Source organism: Robinsoniella peoriensis (genome assembly GCF_000797495.1).
GTDB classification, from domain to species: Bacteria; Bacillota; Clostridia; order Lachnospirales; family Lachnospiraceae; genus Robinsoniella; species Robinsoniella peoriensis.
Window position 1 is genome coordinate 1 of the sequence record NZ_JTGN01000027.1, and the last position, 12,752, is coordinate 12,752.

14 protein-coding genes are annotated in these 12,752 nt (G+C 41.1%); 6 read left to right on the forward strand and 8 right to left on the reverse strand.

Annotation, left to right across the window (positions count from 1 at the left end; translation table 11 throughout):
• A partial coding sequence (locus QR40_RS32005; RefSeq protein ID WP_044297873.1) for a hypothetical protein occupies positions 1–185 on the forward strand: 185 nt, incomplete at its 5' end.
• Between the two features lie 209 nt (positions 186–394).
• On the opposite strand, the gene QR40_RS32775 is transcribed toward QR40_RS32005, so the two are convergent.
• Both QR40_RS32775 and QR40_RS28945 read right to left on the reverse strand, forming a co-directional pair.
• Complete coding sequence (locus QR40_RS32775; RefSeq protein WP_276325473.1) at positions 395–517, reverse strand: hypothetical protein; 123 nt, start codon at positions 515–517, stop codon at positions 395–397.
• A 63-nt stretch (positions 518–580) separates the two neighbouring features.
• Entirely contained in the window at positions 581–1,519 is a 939-nt protein-coding gene (locus QR40_RS28945) for a helix-turn-helix transcriptional regulator (protein ID WP_044297874.1), read from the reverse strand.
• 130 nt (positions 1,520–1,649) lie between these two features.
• Between QR40_RS28945 and QR40_RS28950 the strand changes: the two genes are divergently transcribed.
• Positions 1,650–2,138 carry a cysteine hydrolase family protein gene (locus QR40_RS28950; protein WP_044297875.1) on the forward strand — a complete coding sequence of 163 codons (489 nt, stop codon included), beginning with the start codon at positions 1,650–1,652 and terminating at the stop codon, positions 2,136–2,138.
• A 147-nt stretch (positions 2,139–2,285) separates the two neighbouring features.
• Here the strand turns inward: QR40_RS28950 and QR40_RS28955 are convergent, their stop codons facing one another.
• On the reverse strand, positions 2,286–3,248 hold the full coding sequence (locus QR40_RS28955; RefSeq protein ID WP_044297892.1) for an aldo/keto reductase: 963 nt from the start codon (positions 3,246–3,248) through the stop codon (positions 2,286–2,288).
• Positions 3,249–3,250: 2 nt separating this feature from the next.
• Entirely contained in the window at positions 3,251–3,781 is a 531-nt protein-coding gene (locus QR40_RS28960) for a flavodoxin (RefSeq protein WP_027292375.1), read from the reverse strand.
• Positions 3,782–3,916: 135 nt separating this feature from the next.
• On the opposite strand from QR40_RS28960, the gene QR40_RS28965 reads away from it, so the two are divergent.
• The 4 genes from QR40_RS28965 to QR40_RS28980 all read left to right on the forward strand — a co-directional run bounded on the left by QR40_RS28965 (position 3,917) and on the right by QR40_RS28980 (position 6,689).
• Positions 3,917–4,804: a LysR family transcriptional regulator gene (locus QR40_RS28965; protein ID WP_027292374.1), complete on the forward strand. Its 888-nt coding sequence runs from the start codon at positions 3,917–3,919 to the stop codon at positions 4,802–4,804.
• A gap of 79 nt (positions 4,805–4,883) precedes the next feature.
• Complete coding sequence (locus tag QR40_RS28970; RefSeq protein ID WP_044297876.1) at positions 4,884–5,558, forward strand: hypothetical protein; 675 nt, start codon at positions 4,884–4,886, stop codon at positions 5,556–5,558.
• Entirely contained in the window at positions 5,555–6,301 is a 747-nt protein-coding gene (locus QR40_RS28975; RefSeq protein WP_044297877.1) for a zinc ribbon domain-containing protein, read from the forward strand. The genes QR40_RS28970 and QR40_RS28975 overlap by 4 nt, the downstream gene beginning before the upstream one ends.
• Positions 6,282–6,689: a hypothetical protein gene (locus QR40_RS28980; RefSeq protein WP_044297878.1), complete on the forward strand. Its 408-nt coding sequence runs from the start codon at positions 6,282–6,284 to the stop codon at positions 6,687–6,689. Before QR40_RS28975 ends, QR40_RS28980 begins: the two co-directional genes overlap by 20 nt.
• Positions 6,690–6,906: 217 nt before the next feature.
• Here the strand turns inward: QR40_RS28980 and QR40_RS28985 are convergent, their stop codons facing one another.
• The 4 genes from QR40_RS28985 to QR40_RS29005 form a co-directional block, all read right to left on the reverse strand.
• Positions 6,907–8,652 (reverse strand): ABC transporter ATP-binding protein, encoded by a 1,746-nt coding sequence (locus QR40_RS28985; RefSeq protein WP_044297879.1) that lies wholly within the window; start codon positions 8,650–8,652, stop codon positions 6,907–6,909.
• Entirely contained in the window at positions 8,649–10,433 is a 1,785-nt protein-coding gene (locus QR40_RS28990; RefSeq protein ID WP_044297893.1) for an ABC transporter ATP-binding protein, read from the reverse strand. Before QR40_RS28990 ends, QR40_RS28985 begins: the two co-directional genes overlap by 4 nt.
• Positions 10,434–10,678: 245 nt before the next feature.
• On the reverse strand, positions 10,679–11,692 hold the full coding sequence (locus QR40_RS30505) for a helix-turn-helix domain-containing protein (protein ID WP_052431122.1): 1,014 nt from the start codon (positions 11,690–11,692) through the stop codon (positions 10,679–10,681).
• Positions 11,693–11,963: 271 nt separating this feature from the next.
• A complete protein-coding gene (locus QR40_RS29005) occupies positions 11,964–12,731 on the reverse strand; it encodes a LamB/YcsF family protein (RefSeq protein ID WP_044297881.1) in 768 nt (255 codons plus the stop codon).
• Positions 12,732–12,752 lie beyond the last annotated feature (21 nt).

The following is a 12,752-nucleotide window of genomic DNA, read 5'->3' on the forward strand; positions in this document are numbered from 1 at the left end:
TGGCTTATTATAATAATCAGCKGTACCAATGGCATCTGGCGAAGCTTGCACCCAATGAGTTTTATAAATTTGTCATCACTGGAGAATATCCACTGGATGTTCCCAAAATACCTGCGCATCCGGTCATAGCCAAAAAACCGGAAGAACTTGGATGCCAATTATATCAGAAAAATACGGATAGTTAAAAAATTTCATAGAATACCATGACATTTAAAGAGGTGTACCTGTATGCAGGATACTTTGGAAGTAAAGGTGCGAAAAAAGTGCCCCACTTTTTAAAATGTCCTTGACAAAGGGTACAGTTCATTTACTTACCTTTTCGAAGTGTTTTTTGGTGGATAGTATTCGACTGGCTCCCATCGGATACTAAGCGGGCAGTGAGCTGCGAAATGCATCAGGATTTCGGAGCGAATGCCCGCGTGCCGCCAAAAAGCGCTTCGAAAAGGTTAGAAAATACCAGTTCTGCGGCCAGCTGACGGAGCCCATGCCAGTTTCCCACACCCATCTTTCCGTACACTACCTACATCTACAAAGCGTCATTAATCAACAAAACCCCAATTTAAGCTGAATTTGTATATTACTAAAGCGCGTCTTCATATAAGATACCTATATCATGTATTCTGCGCTTCATTTCTGTACGGATATGTAACGGCTCTAAGCACTCACATTTATTCCCAAAACTAAAAAGAATATTGTAGTAGTATTCGTTCTCTATGAAAGGAAAACTAACAATATAATGATCATTGCCGTCAGGCGTAAAGTGTTCATAATCGCAAAAATCAAGTACCCTGTCTTTGACAGATTTATGAATACGGATTTTGATTGTATTTTGCATAGTTGCTAAAATATCCGCAAAATCTAGAATTGGTTTTTGATAATCTCGTGGTGTAAAAGATTCCTCTTGTATTTGTAGATTTGATATGCGGCATATTTTGAATAAGCGAAAATCATTTCTTTTAAGGCAATACCCTTGCCAATACCAATGGCTATTTTTCATAACAAGCTGATACGGCTCGGCTGTTCGTGCAGTTATGTTGCCATAGCGGTCTTCATATTCAAAGGTAAGCAGTTTGCTTTCCAGTAAAGCTGTTTTGATGTTTTCTAAATATGCCTGAATATTTCTGTTGCCTATCCACGGACTTAAATCTATGTGAATCTGATTTGCTTTTAATTCAATGTCTTTTGCTCTGTCAGCGGGTATAAAGCTCTTAACTTTTGCAAGGGCATTTACCAGTTCATCCCCTCGTATCATGGTAGGAAGATTGGAAAGCCCCATCAGGATAGCGGAAAGATCTGCCGTCGAAAAAACTTTTTTATCAATCTTGTATTTCTGCATGATTTCAAATCCACCGCCAACTCCAGGTGCAGAACAAATGGGAATCCCCGCCATGTTTATAGTGTCTATGTCACGGTAGATTGTGCGGGGTGAAACTTCAAACATATCTGCTAACTCCTGTGCGCCTATGCGCTTTTTTTCAAGGAGTATCATTATAATGCTTACAAGTCTGTCAATTTTCATCTGACAGCCGCCTTTCAATTTTTAAAGATTTTTATTTTTATCATTATAGATTATTGCCATAATGTTGTCAACAATTACATGATACAATAAACAAGCAAACAAATCAATCTACCTATCAGGAGGAAACACTATGCAGAAAAAAGCCTTAGTAATAATTGATATTCAAAATGATATAACAAAGAATTACAAGGATATCATTGACAATATCAATAAATCTATTGATTGGGCAGTCAATAATAATATTCATGTTGTTTATATAAGGCATGAAAATTTATCAGCCGGCACGAGGACTTTTAAACCCAATACAGAAGGAGCAGAATTAGCTTCAGACTTGAAAATCGTCTCAAAAAATGTTTTCAAAAAATGCAAAGGAAATGCATTAAGCAGTGAGGGTTTTACGGACTTTATTAGTGAAAATGAAATATGCGAATTCTACATAACAGGAGCAGATGCTGCTGCTTGTGTTAAATCAACCTGTTACAACTTACGCAAAGCTAATTATAGGGTTAATGTATTATCAGATTGCATTACAAGTTATGATAAAAGGAAAATTGACGAAATGCTGCACTATTATGAAAGTAAAGGCAGTAAGATCATTGGTTTAAATGAATTGTCATAAGTTTCATTTTTTAATCCTCTGCCAAAAGATAAAAACCGTCATTTAGTAGTTGATAGTTCATGTTCAAAAATTAATGCTTAGCTGAACAGCGGTTTTAAGAAAATAAAAGCCGCTGTTCTCTGCAGTTAGTAAATTGAATTTTTCTCCTTATAACGCTCCCACAATATTGTGGGGCACATATGATTCTTCCAGATAATTCATTTCATCCTGTGACAATATAACCTTAAAACTGCCTGCTGCATCATCAAAATACTTTGCTTTTGTTGCACCGATAATTGGCACTGCAACGCCTTTTGCAAACTGCCAGGCAAGGGCAATCTGAGTCATGGTTGCATCTTTTTTCTCTGCCAGTCCGGATACTCTCTTTACTATTTCCATATCACTTTCCCGGGTCTTATCATATTTACCTTTTGCCGTTACATCCGTTCTGCTTCTTAAAGTATCTGCAGACCAGGTAGGACGTGACAGCCTTCCGGCAGCCAGCGGACTGTACGGTGTTCTTGCCACATTCTGATCTTCGCAGGCCGGGATCAGCTCTCGCTCATCCTCACGATAAAGCAGATTATAATGATTCTGCATCGATACAAATTTTGTCCAGCCATTCTTTTCAGCGGTATACTGCATCTTCATAAACTGGTATCCATACATAGCGGAAGCACCAATGGCACGAACCTTACCTGATTGGACCACCTTATGCAGGGCCTGCATGGTCTCTTCTATTGGCGTATCATAATCAAAGCGGTGAATAATCAGCAAATCTATATAGTCTGTTCCCAGGCGTTTGAGCGAAGCTTCCACCTCTCGCGGTATTGCTTCCCCTGAAAGTTTTCCCTCATTGAAATAAACCTTTGTGGCCAGAACGACTTTATCTCTTGCTATATTATTTTTAACCGCCCTGCCCAGATACTCCTCACTTGTTCCTGCGGAATAACAATTAGCCGTATCAAAAAAATTAATCCCCAATTCTAATGCATGTTTGATAATCTCTTCACTTTCCTGTGGGTCAAGGGTCCATGCATGCATTTTGCTTGCCGGGTCACCAAAACTCATACAGCCTGCACATAAACGTGATACCTCAATGCCTGAATTTCCTAATTTTATATATTCCATTTTCATTCCGTCCTTTCCCGATTGCTATTAATTGTCATCCAGTTTGCTATGTCTTTTTTAGACCTCTGTACAGCGCTTCCATAAATGGGCAGTCCCGCCTCTACCATTGCTCCGGGACATAATCTGCTGATATCACTTGTACTGCTGCCCATTCCACTGCCCTCGTGAGTGCAAAAAGGCATAATGGTTTTTCCGGTGAAATCAAAGTGTTCCAAAAAGGTAAACACCGCCATGGGCATAGTCCCCCAGTAATTAGGAAAACCCAGATAAATTACATCATACGGATCAATACTTTCCGGGTACGTTTTCAATTCCGGTCTGGCATTCCGTTTCTGATCTGCCTGAGCCTGTGCAATACATTCGTTATATTCCTTTGAATATGTCTGTATTGGCTCAATTTGAAACAGCCGGGCACCTGTCAATTCCTGTATAATACCAGCTGCGGCTTCTGTGTTACCGATATCCAGTGTCTTAATTATACCATTAACATAATTTTCATCCCTGCGTGAAAAGAACGCTATCAGTTCTGCCATTTAATCTACCTCTTTTCTATTATTTTTCTTTGTATTTTCCTATAGTTTATCTTAGTTTTCATTGACTTGGAATCTCCGATATGTTATCGTTGTATTAACATAAAGTTTATACACTTTAATTTTAGGAGGTAATATATGTACAATCAGATGCTGGATACATTTATAGCAGCTGCGGACTTCGGAAGTTTTACAAAAGCAGCAAAACATCTGTATATCTCGCCTACCGCCGTTATGAAACAAATAAATACATTGGAAAATCATTTGGATATAAAGCTTGTGGAACGTACCCCCTCGGGCATCCGTTTAACAGACTCCGGAGCTGTCATATATCAGGACGCTAAATTCATGATAGATTATTCAAAAAAATCCATTGCAAATGCCAAAGCCGCCAACCATGCTAAGGACACTACCTTTTGTGTGGGCACATCGCTTCTGAATCCTGCAAAGCCCTTTATGGATTTATGGTATCGTGTAAATAAAGATTTTCCGGAATATAAACTGCATCTTGTACCGTTTGAGGATAATTACGAAGGAATTCTTGGGGAAATAGGACTGCTGGGAGAAAAGTTTGATTTTCTGATAGGGGTATGTGATTCCAAAGCATGGCTTAGCCGCTGTAATTTTCTTGCCCTGGGCAGATACAAAAAAATGATTGCAGTCCCCAGAGAACATCGCCTTGCAGGAAATTCCTGCATTGATATCGAAGATTTATACGGTGAGACTCTGATGATGGTAGCTCACGGAGATTCCGGAGTGAATGATTTCCTCCGCAATGACCTGACGAAACACCATCCCAAAATTCAAATAGAGGATACTCCTCAATTTTATGATTTATCAGTATTTAACCGCTGCGCAGAGACCGGAAATGTCCTGCTTAGCATTGAGTGCTGGCAGGAGGTTCACCCGGGTCTTATATCAATTCCTGTGAATTGGGATTACAGCATCCCCTATGGCTTACTTTATAGCCTGGATGCACCAGAAGATGTCCTCAGATTTGTTAATATGGTAAAAACCATGGTATAGAATGACCGCTTTCGCCTTCCCACATATTATTGTATTCTTATTATAATTAATTAACTAACCTGAAAGGACAGTTCTTATTATGAAATGCCAAAGCTGCGGAACCATACTGGATGAAACTATAGTGAAATGCCCCTATTGTGGTTCCACGAACTTCCCCGGTGCCGAAAAAGAATATATGAATGAGCTACATGAGCTGCATCAGAATCTGGAGAAATTAGAAGATGTCCCTATGGACTACTTTGAAGATACTATAAAAAGTGAATCTTCACGTGTAGGAAAGCGCATTGGTATATCGCTCCTGATTTCCGCCCTTCTGGCACTTGGGATATTTTTATTGTTTCAGTTTAATGACAGCCAGTTAAAAAAACAGGACGCTGCCCAGACAGCCTGGGAACGTACGGCATTTCCGAAAATGGATGTCTGGTATGAGGAAGGAAATTACGACGCTGTTCTGAACTACATACTGACAGACTCCGAAACACAGAAATTTTCCACCTACAACTGGAAGCATTCTGACTTTATCTGGGCATATGCCGACTATCTCATAATTACGGACCCGGAGAACAACCGTGAAAAAGATATCATGACCGCCATGACTTCTCTTCTGATCATGACACGCCTTGAAGATATGCGTAAGGAAGATTCTGCTATGGTAAAAGCATATCAAAAAGAAGCAGAACAGATTTTAAATGAACGCTATCACATGAGTATAGATCAATTAAAAAAGCTTTATGATGAGGAGGTTAAAAAATGAAGTGTACTTTCTGCGGGGCACCCTTAACGTTAAAGGATGAAAAATGTCCTTATTGCGGTTCCCAAAATCCCGATATTTTGAAACACCGTTCTGATATGAAACATTATCAGTCGGAATTCAAAAAAACTCAGAATGACGTTTACACTACAACCCATAGATTTACAAGTATCAGTGTACGCACAAGCATCATTGCCATTTTGGTGATCCTGAATGTTGCCGCCTTTATCCTGGTCGGATCCGCCTGGCCCATATACAAAAGCGTTACGAAAAGCGCCTTACATAAAAATGAAGCTATCCATAAAGAAACCATGGATAATTTAATAGAAAACAAAAAATATATCGACCTGAATGCTTACTATAACTCAAACAATTTGTACCTGGGTGACGAATTTGATTCCTACACTGCAATTACCCGGGCTTCAGAGAGTTATAATAGTATCTTTGATTCCATTAATTCGCTGATTAATCCTGAACTTCATAGCAGCTGGTCTCCCAGATACCTGGTCTCCAGCCTCTCCTCTTATTATGAAACCATATCGGGAGAATATTTTTTATATGAGGGGAAATACCAGGCTGAACATCTGGCTGCATTAGATGATATTGATCAGAAGATTCAGCTGCTGCTGTCTTCCTTCTGCAATATGACAAAGGAAGATCTGAGTACGCTTCCCAACCTGTCTGCAAACGGAGTTCGAGATATACTGGAAAGGAGATTAGACATCCATGAAGAAGAAACGAGTTAGTATATCGGGCATCCTTATCATCATTCTGTCGATTCTATTTGTCTTATTACTTGCTATGGGGATCGCACGCCTTAAGGAAGAATTCCAGGGCTATACAACATTCGATGAACAATCTTTTTCCGGAGATCTGAAATACCAGGATTATGGGTCTATACTGCGAAAAACTTCACAAAACGAAGCCCGGGGTGCTAAATCAAATGAAATACTTGAGGAATATTATGCTCTGGCCCGCTACTATGAGGCTGCCGTAAATTACAGACTTTATACAGACAGCAGGCAAACAGAAAAAGCTGCTGCCTATAAAACCGTGATGAAACAAAAAGAAAAAGAAATGGGGCAGCTTCAATCAGAAATACCTGCCATTCTGGATATCCTATCCATAAAATAGAAAAGTATTAAAAAGCGCTTGTCCATGATGTTATCATATTTTCATGAACAGGCGCTTTTATTACCGTTTAATCGAAATCATTTTCAGATGAATTTTCTACACGATCTCATCCAGCGGGCAGATCTCTGCCAGATTAGTATCCGATGGGAGCACGCCTGCCATGGTCCGCCCCTTTCTCTTTCCGGGATACAGTTTATTGATACAAAGCTGGTTTTCTCTATGATAACTTCCACGCCATGCTCTTATTTTGCAGTTCTACCATATGTCTGTACATTCCCTTTTGTTTCAGAAGCTCTTCGGGTGCACCCTGCTGCACAATTCGTCCGTTTTCCAGAACAACCACCTTGTCAGCACTGGCTACTGTACGCATCCGATGTGCAATAATTAAAACCGTTTTCTTGCGAATCAGCCTGGATAATGCATCCTGGACTGCACTCTCGTTTTCCACATCCAGACTCGCCGTGGCTTCGTCCAGAAGGACTACAGGTGCATCCTTTAACAACGCCCTCGCTATGGAAATTCGCTGGCGTTCTCCTCCTGAAAGGGTAGAGCCATTTTCTCCGATTACTGTTTCATATCCATCTGTCAGGCGCATGATAAATTCATCACACTGCGCTGCCTTTGCTGCTTCGATTACTTCTTCATCTGTGGCCCCCTTACGTCCGAGCCTGATATTTTCCATAATGGTATCCCGGAACAGGACAACGTCCTGAAATACAATCGCATAATATTTCAGTAAGGCTTCCGGATCTATTTCAGAAATATCTCTGCCACCTAATTTAATTTTTCCTTTATTCACATCCCAGAATCTGGCTGAAAGCTTTGCTGCTGTAGATTTTCCGCCGCCAGAGGGACCCACAAGAGCTGTGACCTCCCCCTGTCTTGCCATAAATGTCACATCCGATAGAACCCCTTCTCCGTCTCGATATGAAAAATCCACGTGTTCGAAACTGATGTCAAAGCCATTTGGTTTAAAATTTTCCGTTCCTGTCTGTACCGGCTCTTCCTGAATCGCACGCATACGGTTAATCTGAAGTTTTGCGTTAAAGGTTGCCGCCATATTCATAAGAACAATGCTAAGGGGATCATAAATTCGTGCAGCTGCAAACAGAAATCCAAGAAAATACAGTAGTGTAAGCTCTCCGCGTACGTAAAGGTCCGCCCCTGCCAGAACTGTTGTCGCCATTCCAATACGTAAAAATGCCTGCGCAGAACTTACAAAAGTGCCTGCCGCCAATTCTGACCGGATGGCTGATTTTTCTGCGGCTGCCGTTTTTTGCTCCAGCTCTTTTAAATAAACTTCCTGTTGATTGCAGGCCTTCAGATCACGATTGGTTTCCAATCCTTCCTGGATATAGTCAGTAACGGCACGTTTTGCCAGAATGTTTTTCGTACCATATGTATCCTGCAGCTTTTTGGAGCAAATCGTCAAAAGCAGCGCTGCCGGAACAACCCACAATACAGCCAGTGCCATTTTGGGATTAAAACAGAACATACTGATTCCTACAATAGTGGTGGAAATAACAGCCGCAAACAACACTGGAATATAATGAGAAAACATCTGATCCAGACTGGAACAGTCTGCAATCATGGTTGCTGTCAGATCGCTTAAATCTCTTTTTCCAAAAAAGGAAAGCGGAAGCTTGCGCAGTGTTTCAGCCAGTGCAATTCTTCGGTTGGCACTCTCCTTATATACCGACAGATAAAGGGCCGCATATTGAATGTAATGAAGCACAAACAATACAACCAGGATCACTGCCGCTATCCCGGTATAATACAGAATTTTTGCTCCTGTATTTTCTCCGTTGGGAATCGCTGCAAGCATATATTGGATCACTGCCATAATGACGCCTACCGGAAGCATCAGACTGATGTTGCATACTACCGTCAGCAATACTGCCTTTACAAAGTCCTTTGCCCCCTGATGACTGAGTGCAAAAAGATGTTCAATTCTTGAAATCATAATGTGCTCTCCTTTCCAACCTTCCACTTTGCCGACTTCTGATAATCCCTCCACATTTTAGCATACAGTCCCTGTTTTTCCAAAAGTTCACCATGTGTTCCACACTCCGTAATCTTCCCATTATCCATAACAAGAATGTTATCTGCATTTTGAATCGTGGATAGTCTGTGGGCAATCATAAGTACCGTTTTCCCCCGAATCAACGACTCAAAGGCTTTTTGAATCTGTGCTTCATTTTCCGGGTCCGCAAATGCCGTTGCTTCATCCAGCACAATAATTGGTGCATCCTTTAAAATGGCCCTGGCTAACGCAATTCTCTGTACCTCCCCGCCGGACAAATAAATTCCTTTCGTTCCCACAACCGTATCTAAGCCGTCCGGAAGTTTTTCAAGAATATCATCGCACTGTGCAGCATGGGCGGCACGGAGAACCTGCTCCCTGGATGCCTCCGGTTTTGCTGCCCTTATATTATCAAGCAGGCTTTGTTTAAACAGCCGCGTATCCTGAAAGACAAAAGCAACCTGATCCATCAAAAGCCTGTTGTCTATTTCACGAACATCAACGCCGCCAATCTTCACCTGCCCTTCCAATACATCCCAGAACCTGGGAATGAGACTGGCTGCTGTAGTTTTACCCCCACCGGAAGGCCCCACCAAAGCTACTGTCTGCCCCCCCGCCACACGAAAACTGATATGGGAAAGTGCAGGCCTTGTGGCTTTCGGATAAGTGAATGTGACATCCTTAAACTCAACCGTTCCATCGGAGGGTGCCGTGGTATATGTCGCATTTTTCAATGGTTCCTGGGATAAGACTTCCTCCATTTTAAATACAGCCTCATTTGCTTCCATGACAGACTGTGACGCATACATAATCCGGTTAATCATATTTCCACAAGCCGGTGCAAACAAAGCATAGAAGATAAAATTGGGAATGACACCCCATCCGTCACTGACAGAAGCAATATAGAGCGCTGCAGGAATCAGGAGTAGAAATGTTCCGTTAATGGCACTTAAAAAACAAGTGTTGCCCATTTGGCAGCTCATAGCGTATTTGCCGGCAAGATCACTGTAGGACAAAATTGCTGCATAAAAGGCCTTGAAGGAATATACCGTCTGCTGAAATACCTTTACGACCGGAATACCTCTGACATATTCCACTGCTTCTCCACTCATTTTTTCGATTTCCTGCTGATACCGGTGAAAAAAGTTTGCATTTTTTCCACTCATCATCATACCCATAGATGCCAGTGCCAGGACCATGGTGAAAAGGGATAGTGCACCCATTCGCCAGTCAAACAGGAGCAAAAAAACAATTGCTGCCAGAGGTGTCACGACTGCGCCAACGGTATCAGGCATCTTATGCGCCAACAAATCCTCTGTAAGCGCTGCATTATCATCTACCAGCTTGCGAAGCTTGCCAGACTGATTCCCGGTAAAAAAACCAAGAGGTAATTCCACCATATGCTGCATTGCTTTCATTCGCATGTTTCTTGCTGTGCGAAATGCAGAAATGTGGGTCATCATTAACGCTATAAAATACACTGCAAGATTTGCTACTGAAAACCATACTGCAAGCCATCCCCACTTAGCCAGATTATCTGCCGCCGCAAAATTGGGATATACCGCAAGCGCATCTCTTGCCACCAACCATACAAATACATACGGCATTAAGCCGATGACGGCTGCAGCCCCTGATAAAATGCAGCCCAGGATTGTCAGCCAGCGATAATTACCGGCATATTGAAGTAAAACAACAATACTGCTTTTCTTTTTCGTTTTCAATTTCTTTTTCCTCTCTTTCTTCCTTTCTTTAATCTCCCCCACAAAGAGGAGCTGAACACTTACACTTTTCCATATTTCAAATGCAGCACATGGGTGCAGCTTCCCACAACCAGCTCCAGGTCATGGGTAATCACAAAATCCACACACGCATTCTCCTGATTTTCCCCCAGCATAGTTAGCTTTACCTAACCAATAATACAAAATTGAGGAATATTCTTCCACTCTGTTTAGTCAAAATACTCCATTTAGCCATTTTTTCTATATTTAATTGGTGTTAAACCGTAGATACTTGAAAAAGCTGCTGAAAACTTACTTGGATTCTCGTACCCGATTGCGTTTCCTATATCCGCTATGGATTCATTTGTTGTTTTCAGCCTTTTAGCGGCCCATTCCATGCGGCATCCTTTTAAGAATTCATAAGGACTGCAACCATAAATGACTTTAAAATTATCCTTAAGTCCTGTCTCCGATATATGGAAATGTGCAGCCAGCTCCCTAATGGTAAAATGCTTCTGCATATTCTTTTCTATATAGTTTTTGATCTGACTGATTGTTTCTGTTTTCTTATCTGTAACGACATGATATTTCTTCTGTCTGGCTCCTTCATAATGGACAAATTCTGTCAGCAAGTGTAGAACATGTATTTTCATATGAATATAGTCGCCCTCTCTGGATGCTTCATACAATGCTTCAAGGACTTTTTTGATATGACCGTCACAAACAAATCGTTCAAATCGTTTACCCTGAAGGTGCGTTTTAAAAAGTTCGTTAATATCAATCGCAAACAATCCGAGAAAGTCAATTGCTTCTCCTCCTATCATCTGCGGATAAAAAATGATATTGATTCCCTGAAAATATCCCATGGGTGTATGAGAATCAAAACTCTGATACGTATTTGTCATCATGGAAATTTCACCCTCAGAAAGTCTAAGAAACCGATGCCCGTCAATCCTGCTTTCATAAACACCTTTATGGGAATATGCAATCTGATAATAATTGCATTCATTCACCTTTCCATAAAAATGTTCATGTGTCTGATAATCTGTGCAAAAAATCTCAACTCCCGGCAAAATCATATAAGCTGTTATATGTACTTTGTTTTTCGGTTCATTTATGCTATATTCTTGAATCAATTCGTTTACTTCCCTTTTTGAAAAGCCAAATCCTCTAAAATCCATCCGTACCGATGATAAATCTATTCCGTTCAATACTTCACCTTCTTTTACTTTTATACATAGAATATCATTACCTATCCCCATATCATATTTCAAAGCAGATATATGATGCTTGGTTATAGCCCACATAGTTAGCTATATCTAACCGCATTTTATCAGCTTTTCTTTTTATAAGCAAGCATATATTTGAGTTTCCCCAAACTTTCCGGCAGCCGGGCTCCAAGCTGAAATACCTGCCATTCTGGAAATACTTTCTAACAAATAAATACGTTAATTCAAAAAACGCCTGTTTCATGATATAAACTATCATGAACAGGCGTTTTTACAACAATTTCCAATAAATATTCTATAGATCTTACACGATCTCATCCAGCGGGCAGATTTCCACGCCTTCATCTATCAGTGTTTTACGGATCTTTTCTACAAATGCCAGAGCTTTTTCGCCATCTCCGTGCACACACACTGAATCTGCTTTAATCGGTATATCTTTTCCGGTAATCGCAGTAACCTTTCCTTCTTTTACCATACGGACAACTCTTGCTATCGCTTCTTCTTCGTCCGTAATCATAGAGCCTTCTTTTCTCCGGTTAACCAGAGTTCCGTCTTCTTCATAAGCACGGTCTGCAAATACTTCCAGTGCAGTACGAAGCCCACAGTCGGCAGCTGCCTTTGCCAGCTCTCCGCCGGATAACGCCAAAACTATCAGATTCTTGTCAAATTCATAAATTGCCTCACAGATACCCTTTGCAAGTTCATAATCCTTTGCTGCCATATTATAAAGGGCTCCATGCGGTTTTACATGCTGCAGGCTGATACCCTGTGCTTTACAGATTCCGGCCAATGCTCCGATCTGATAAAGCGTATAGGCTTTTGCTTCCCCTGGTGTGATGTCCATAACGCGTCTGCCAAATCCCATAAGATCCGGCAGTCCCGGATGCGCACCTACCCGCACCCCTTCTTTTTTCGCAATCGCTGCTGTCTTTTCCATAACAACCGGATCAGAAGCATGATATCCGCATGCCACATTTGCGGATGTGATAAATGGAATCACACGGTCATCCATTCCAATTGTATAGTGTCCGAAGCTTTCGCCAAGGTCGCTGTTTAAATCCACTTTATACATAGGAAACTCCTTTCATCTCAC

Bases quoted from the DNA above. Each gene is read 5' to 3' on its own strand.
- QR40_RS28945 (WP_044297874.1), bottom strand. From the start codon at position 1,519: ATGAAAATTGACAGACTTGTAAGCATTATAATGATACTCCTTGAAAAA.
- QR40_RS28950 (WP_044297875.1), top strand. From the start codon at position 1,650: ATGCAGAAAAAAGCCTTAGTAATAATTGATATTCAAAATGATATAACA.
- QR40_RS28955 (WP_044297892.1), bottom strand. From the start codon at position 3,248: ATGGAATATATAAAATTAGGAAATTCAGGCATTGAGGTATCACGTTTA.
- QR40_RS28960 (WP_027292375.1), bottom strand. From the start codon at position 3,781: ATGGCAGAACTGATAGCGTTCTTTTCACGCAGGGATGAAAATTATGTT.
- QR40_RS28965 (WP_027292374.1), top strand. From the start codon at position 3,917: ATGTACAATCAGATGCTGGATACATTTATAGCAGCTGCGGACTTCGGA.
- QR40_RS28970 (WP_044297876.1), top strand. From the start codon at position 4,884: ATGAAATGCCAAAGCTGCGGAACCATACTGGATGAAACTATAGTGAAA.
- QR40_RS28975 (WP_044297877.1), top strand. From the start codon at position 5,555: ATGAAGTGTACTTTCTGCGGGGCACCCTTAACGTTAAAGGATGAAAAA.
- QR40_RS28980 (WP_044297878.1), top strand. From the start codon at position 6,282: ATGAAGAAGAAACGAGTTAGTATATCGGGCATCCTTATCATCATTCTG.
- QR40_RS28985 (WP_044297879.1), bottom strand. From the start codon at position 8,652: ATGATTTCAAGAATTGAACATCTTTTTGCACTCAGTCATCAGGGGGCA.
- QR40_RS30505 (WP_052431122.1), bottom strand. From the start codon at position 11,692: ATGGGGATAGGTAATGATATTCTATGTATAAAAGTAAAAGAAGGTGAA.
- QR40_RS29005 (WP_044297881.1), bottom strand. From the start codon at position 12,731: ATGTATAAAGTGGATTTAAACAGCGACCTTGGCGAAAGCTTCGGACAC.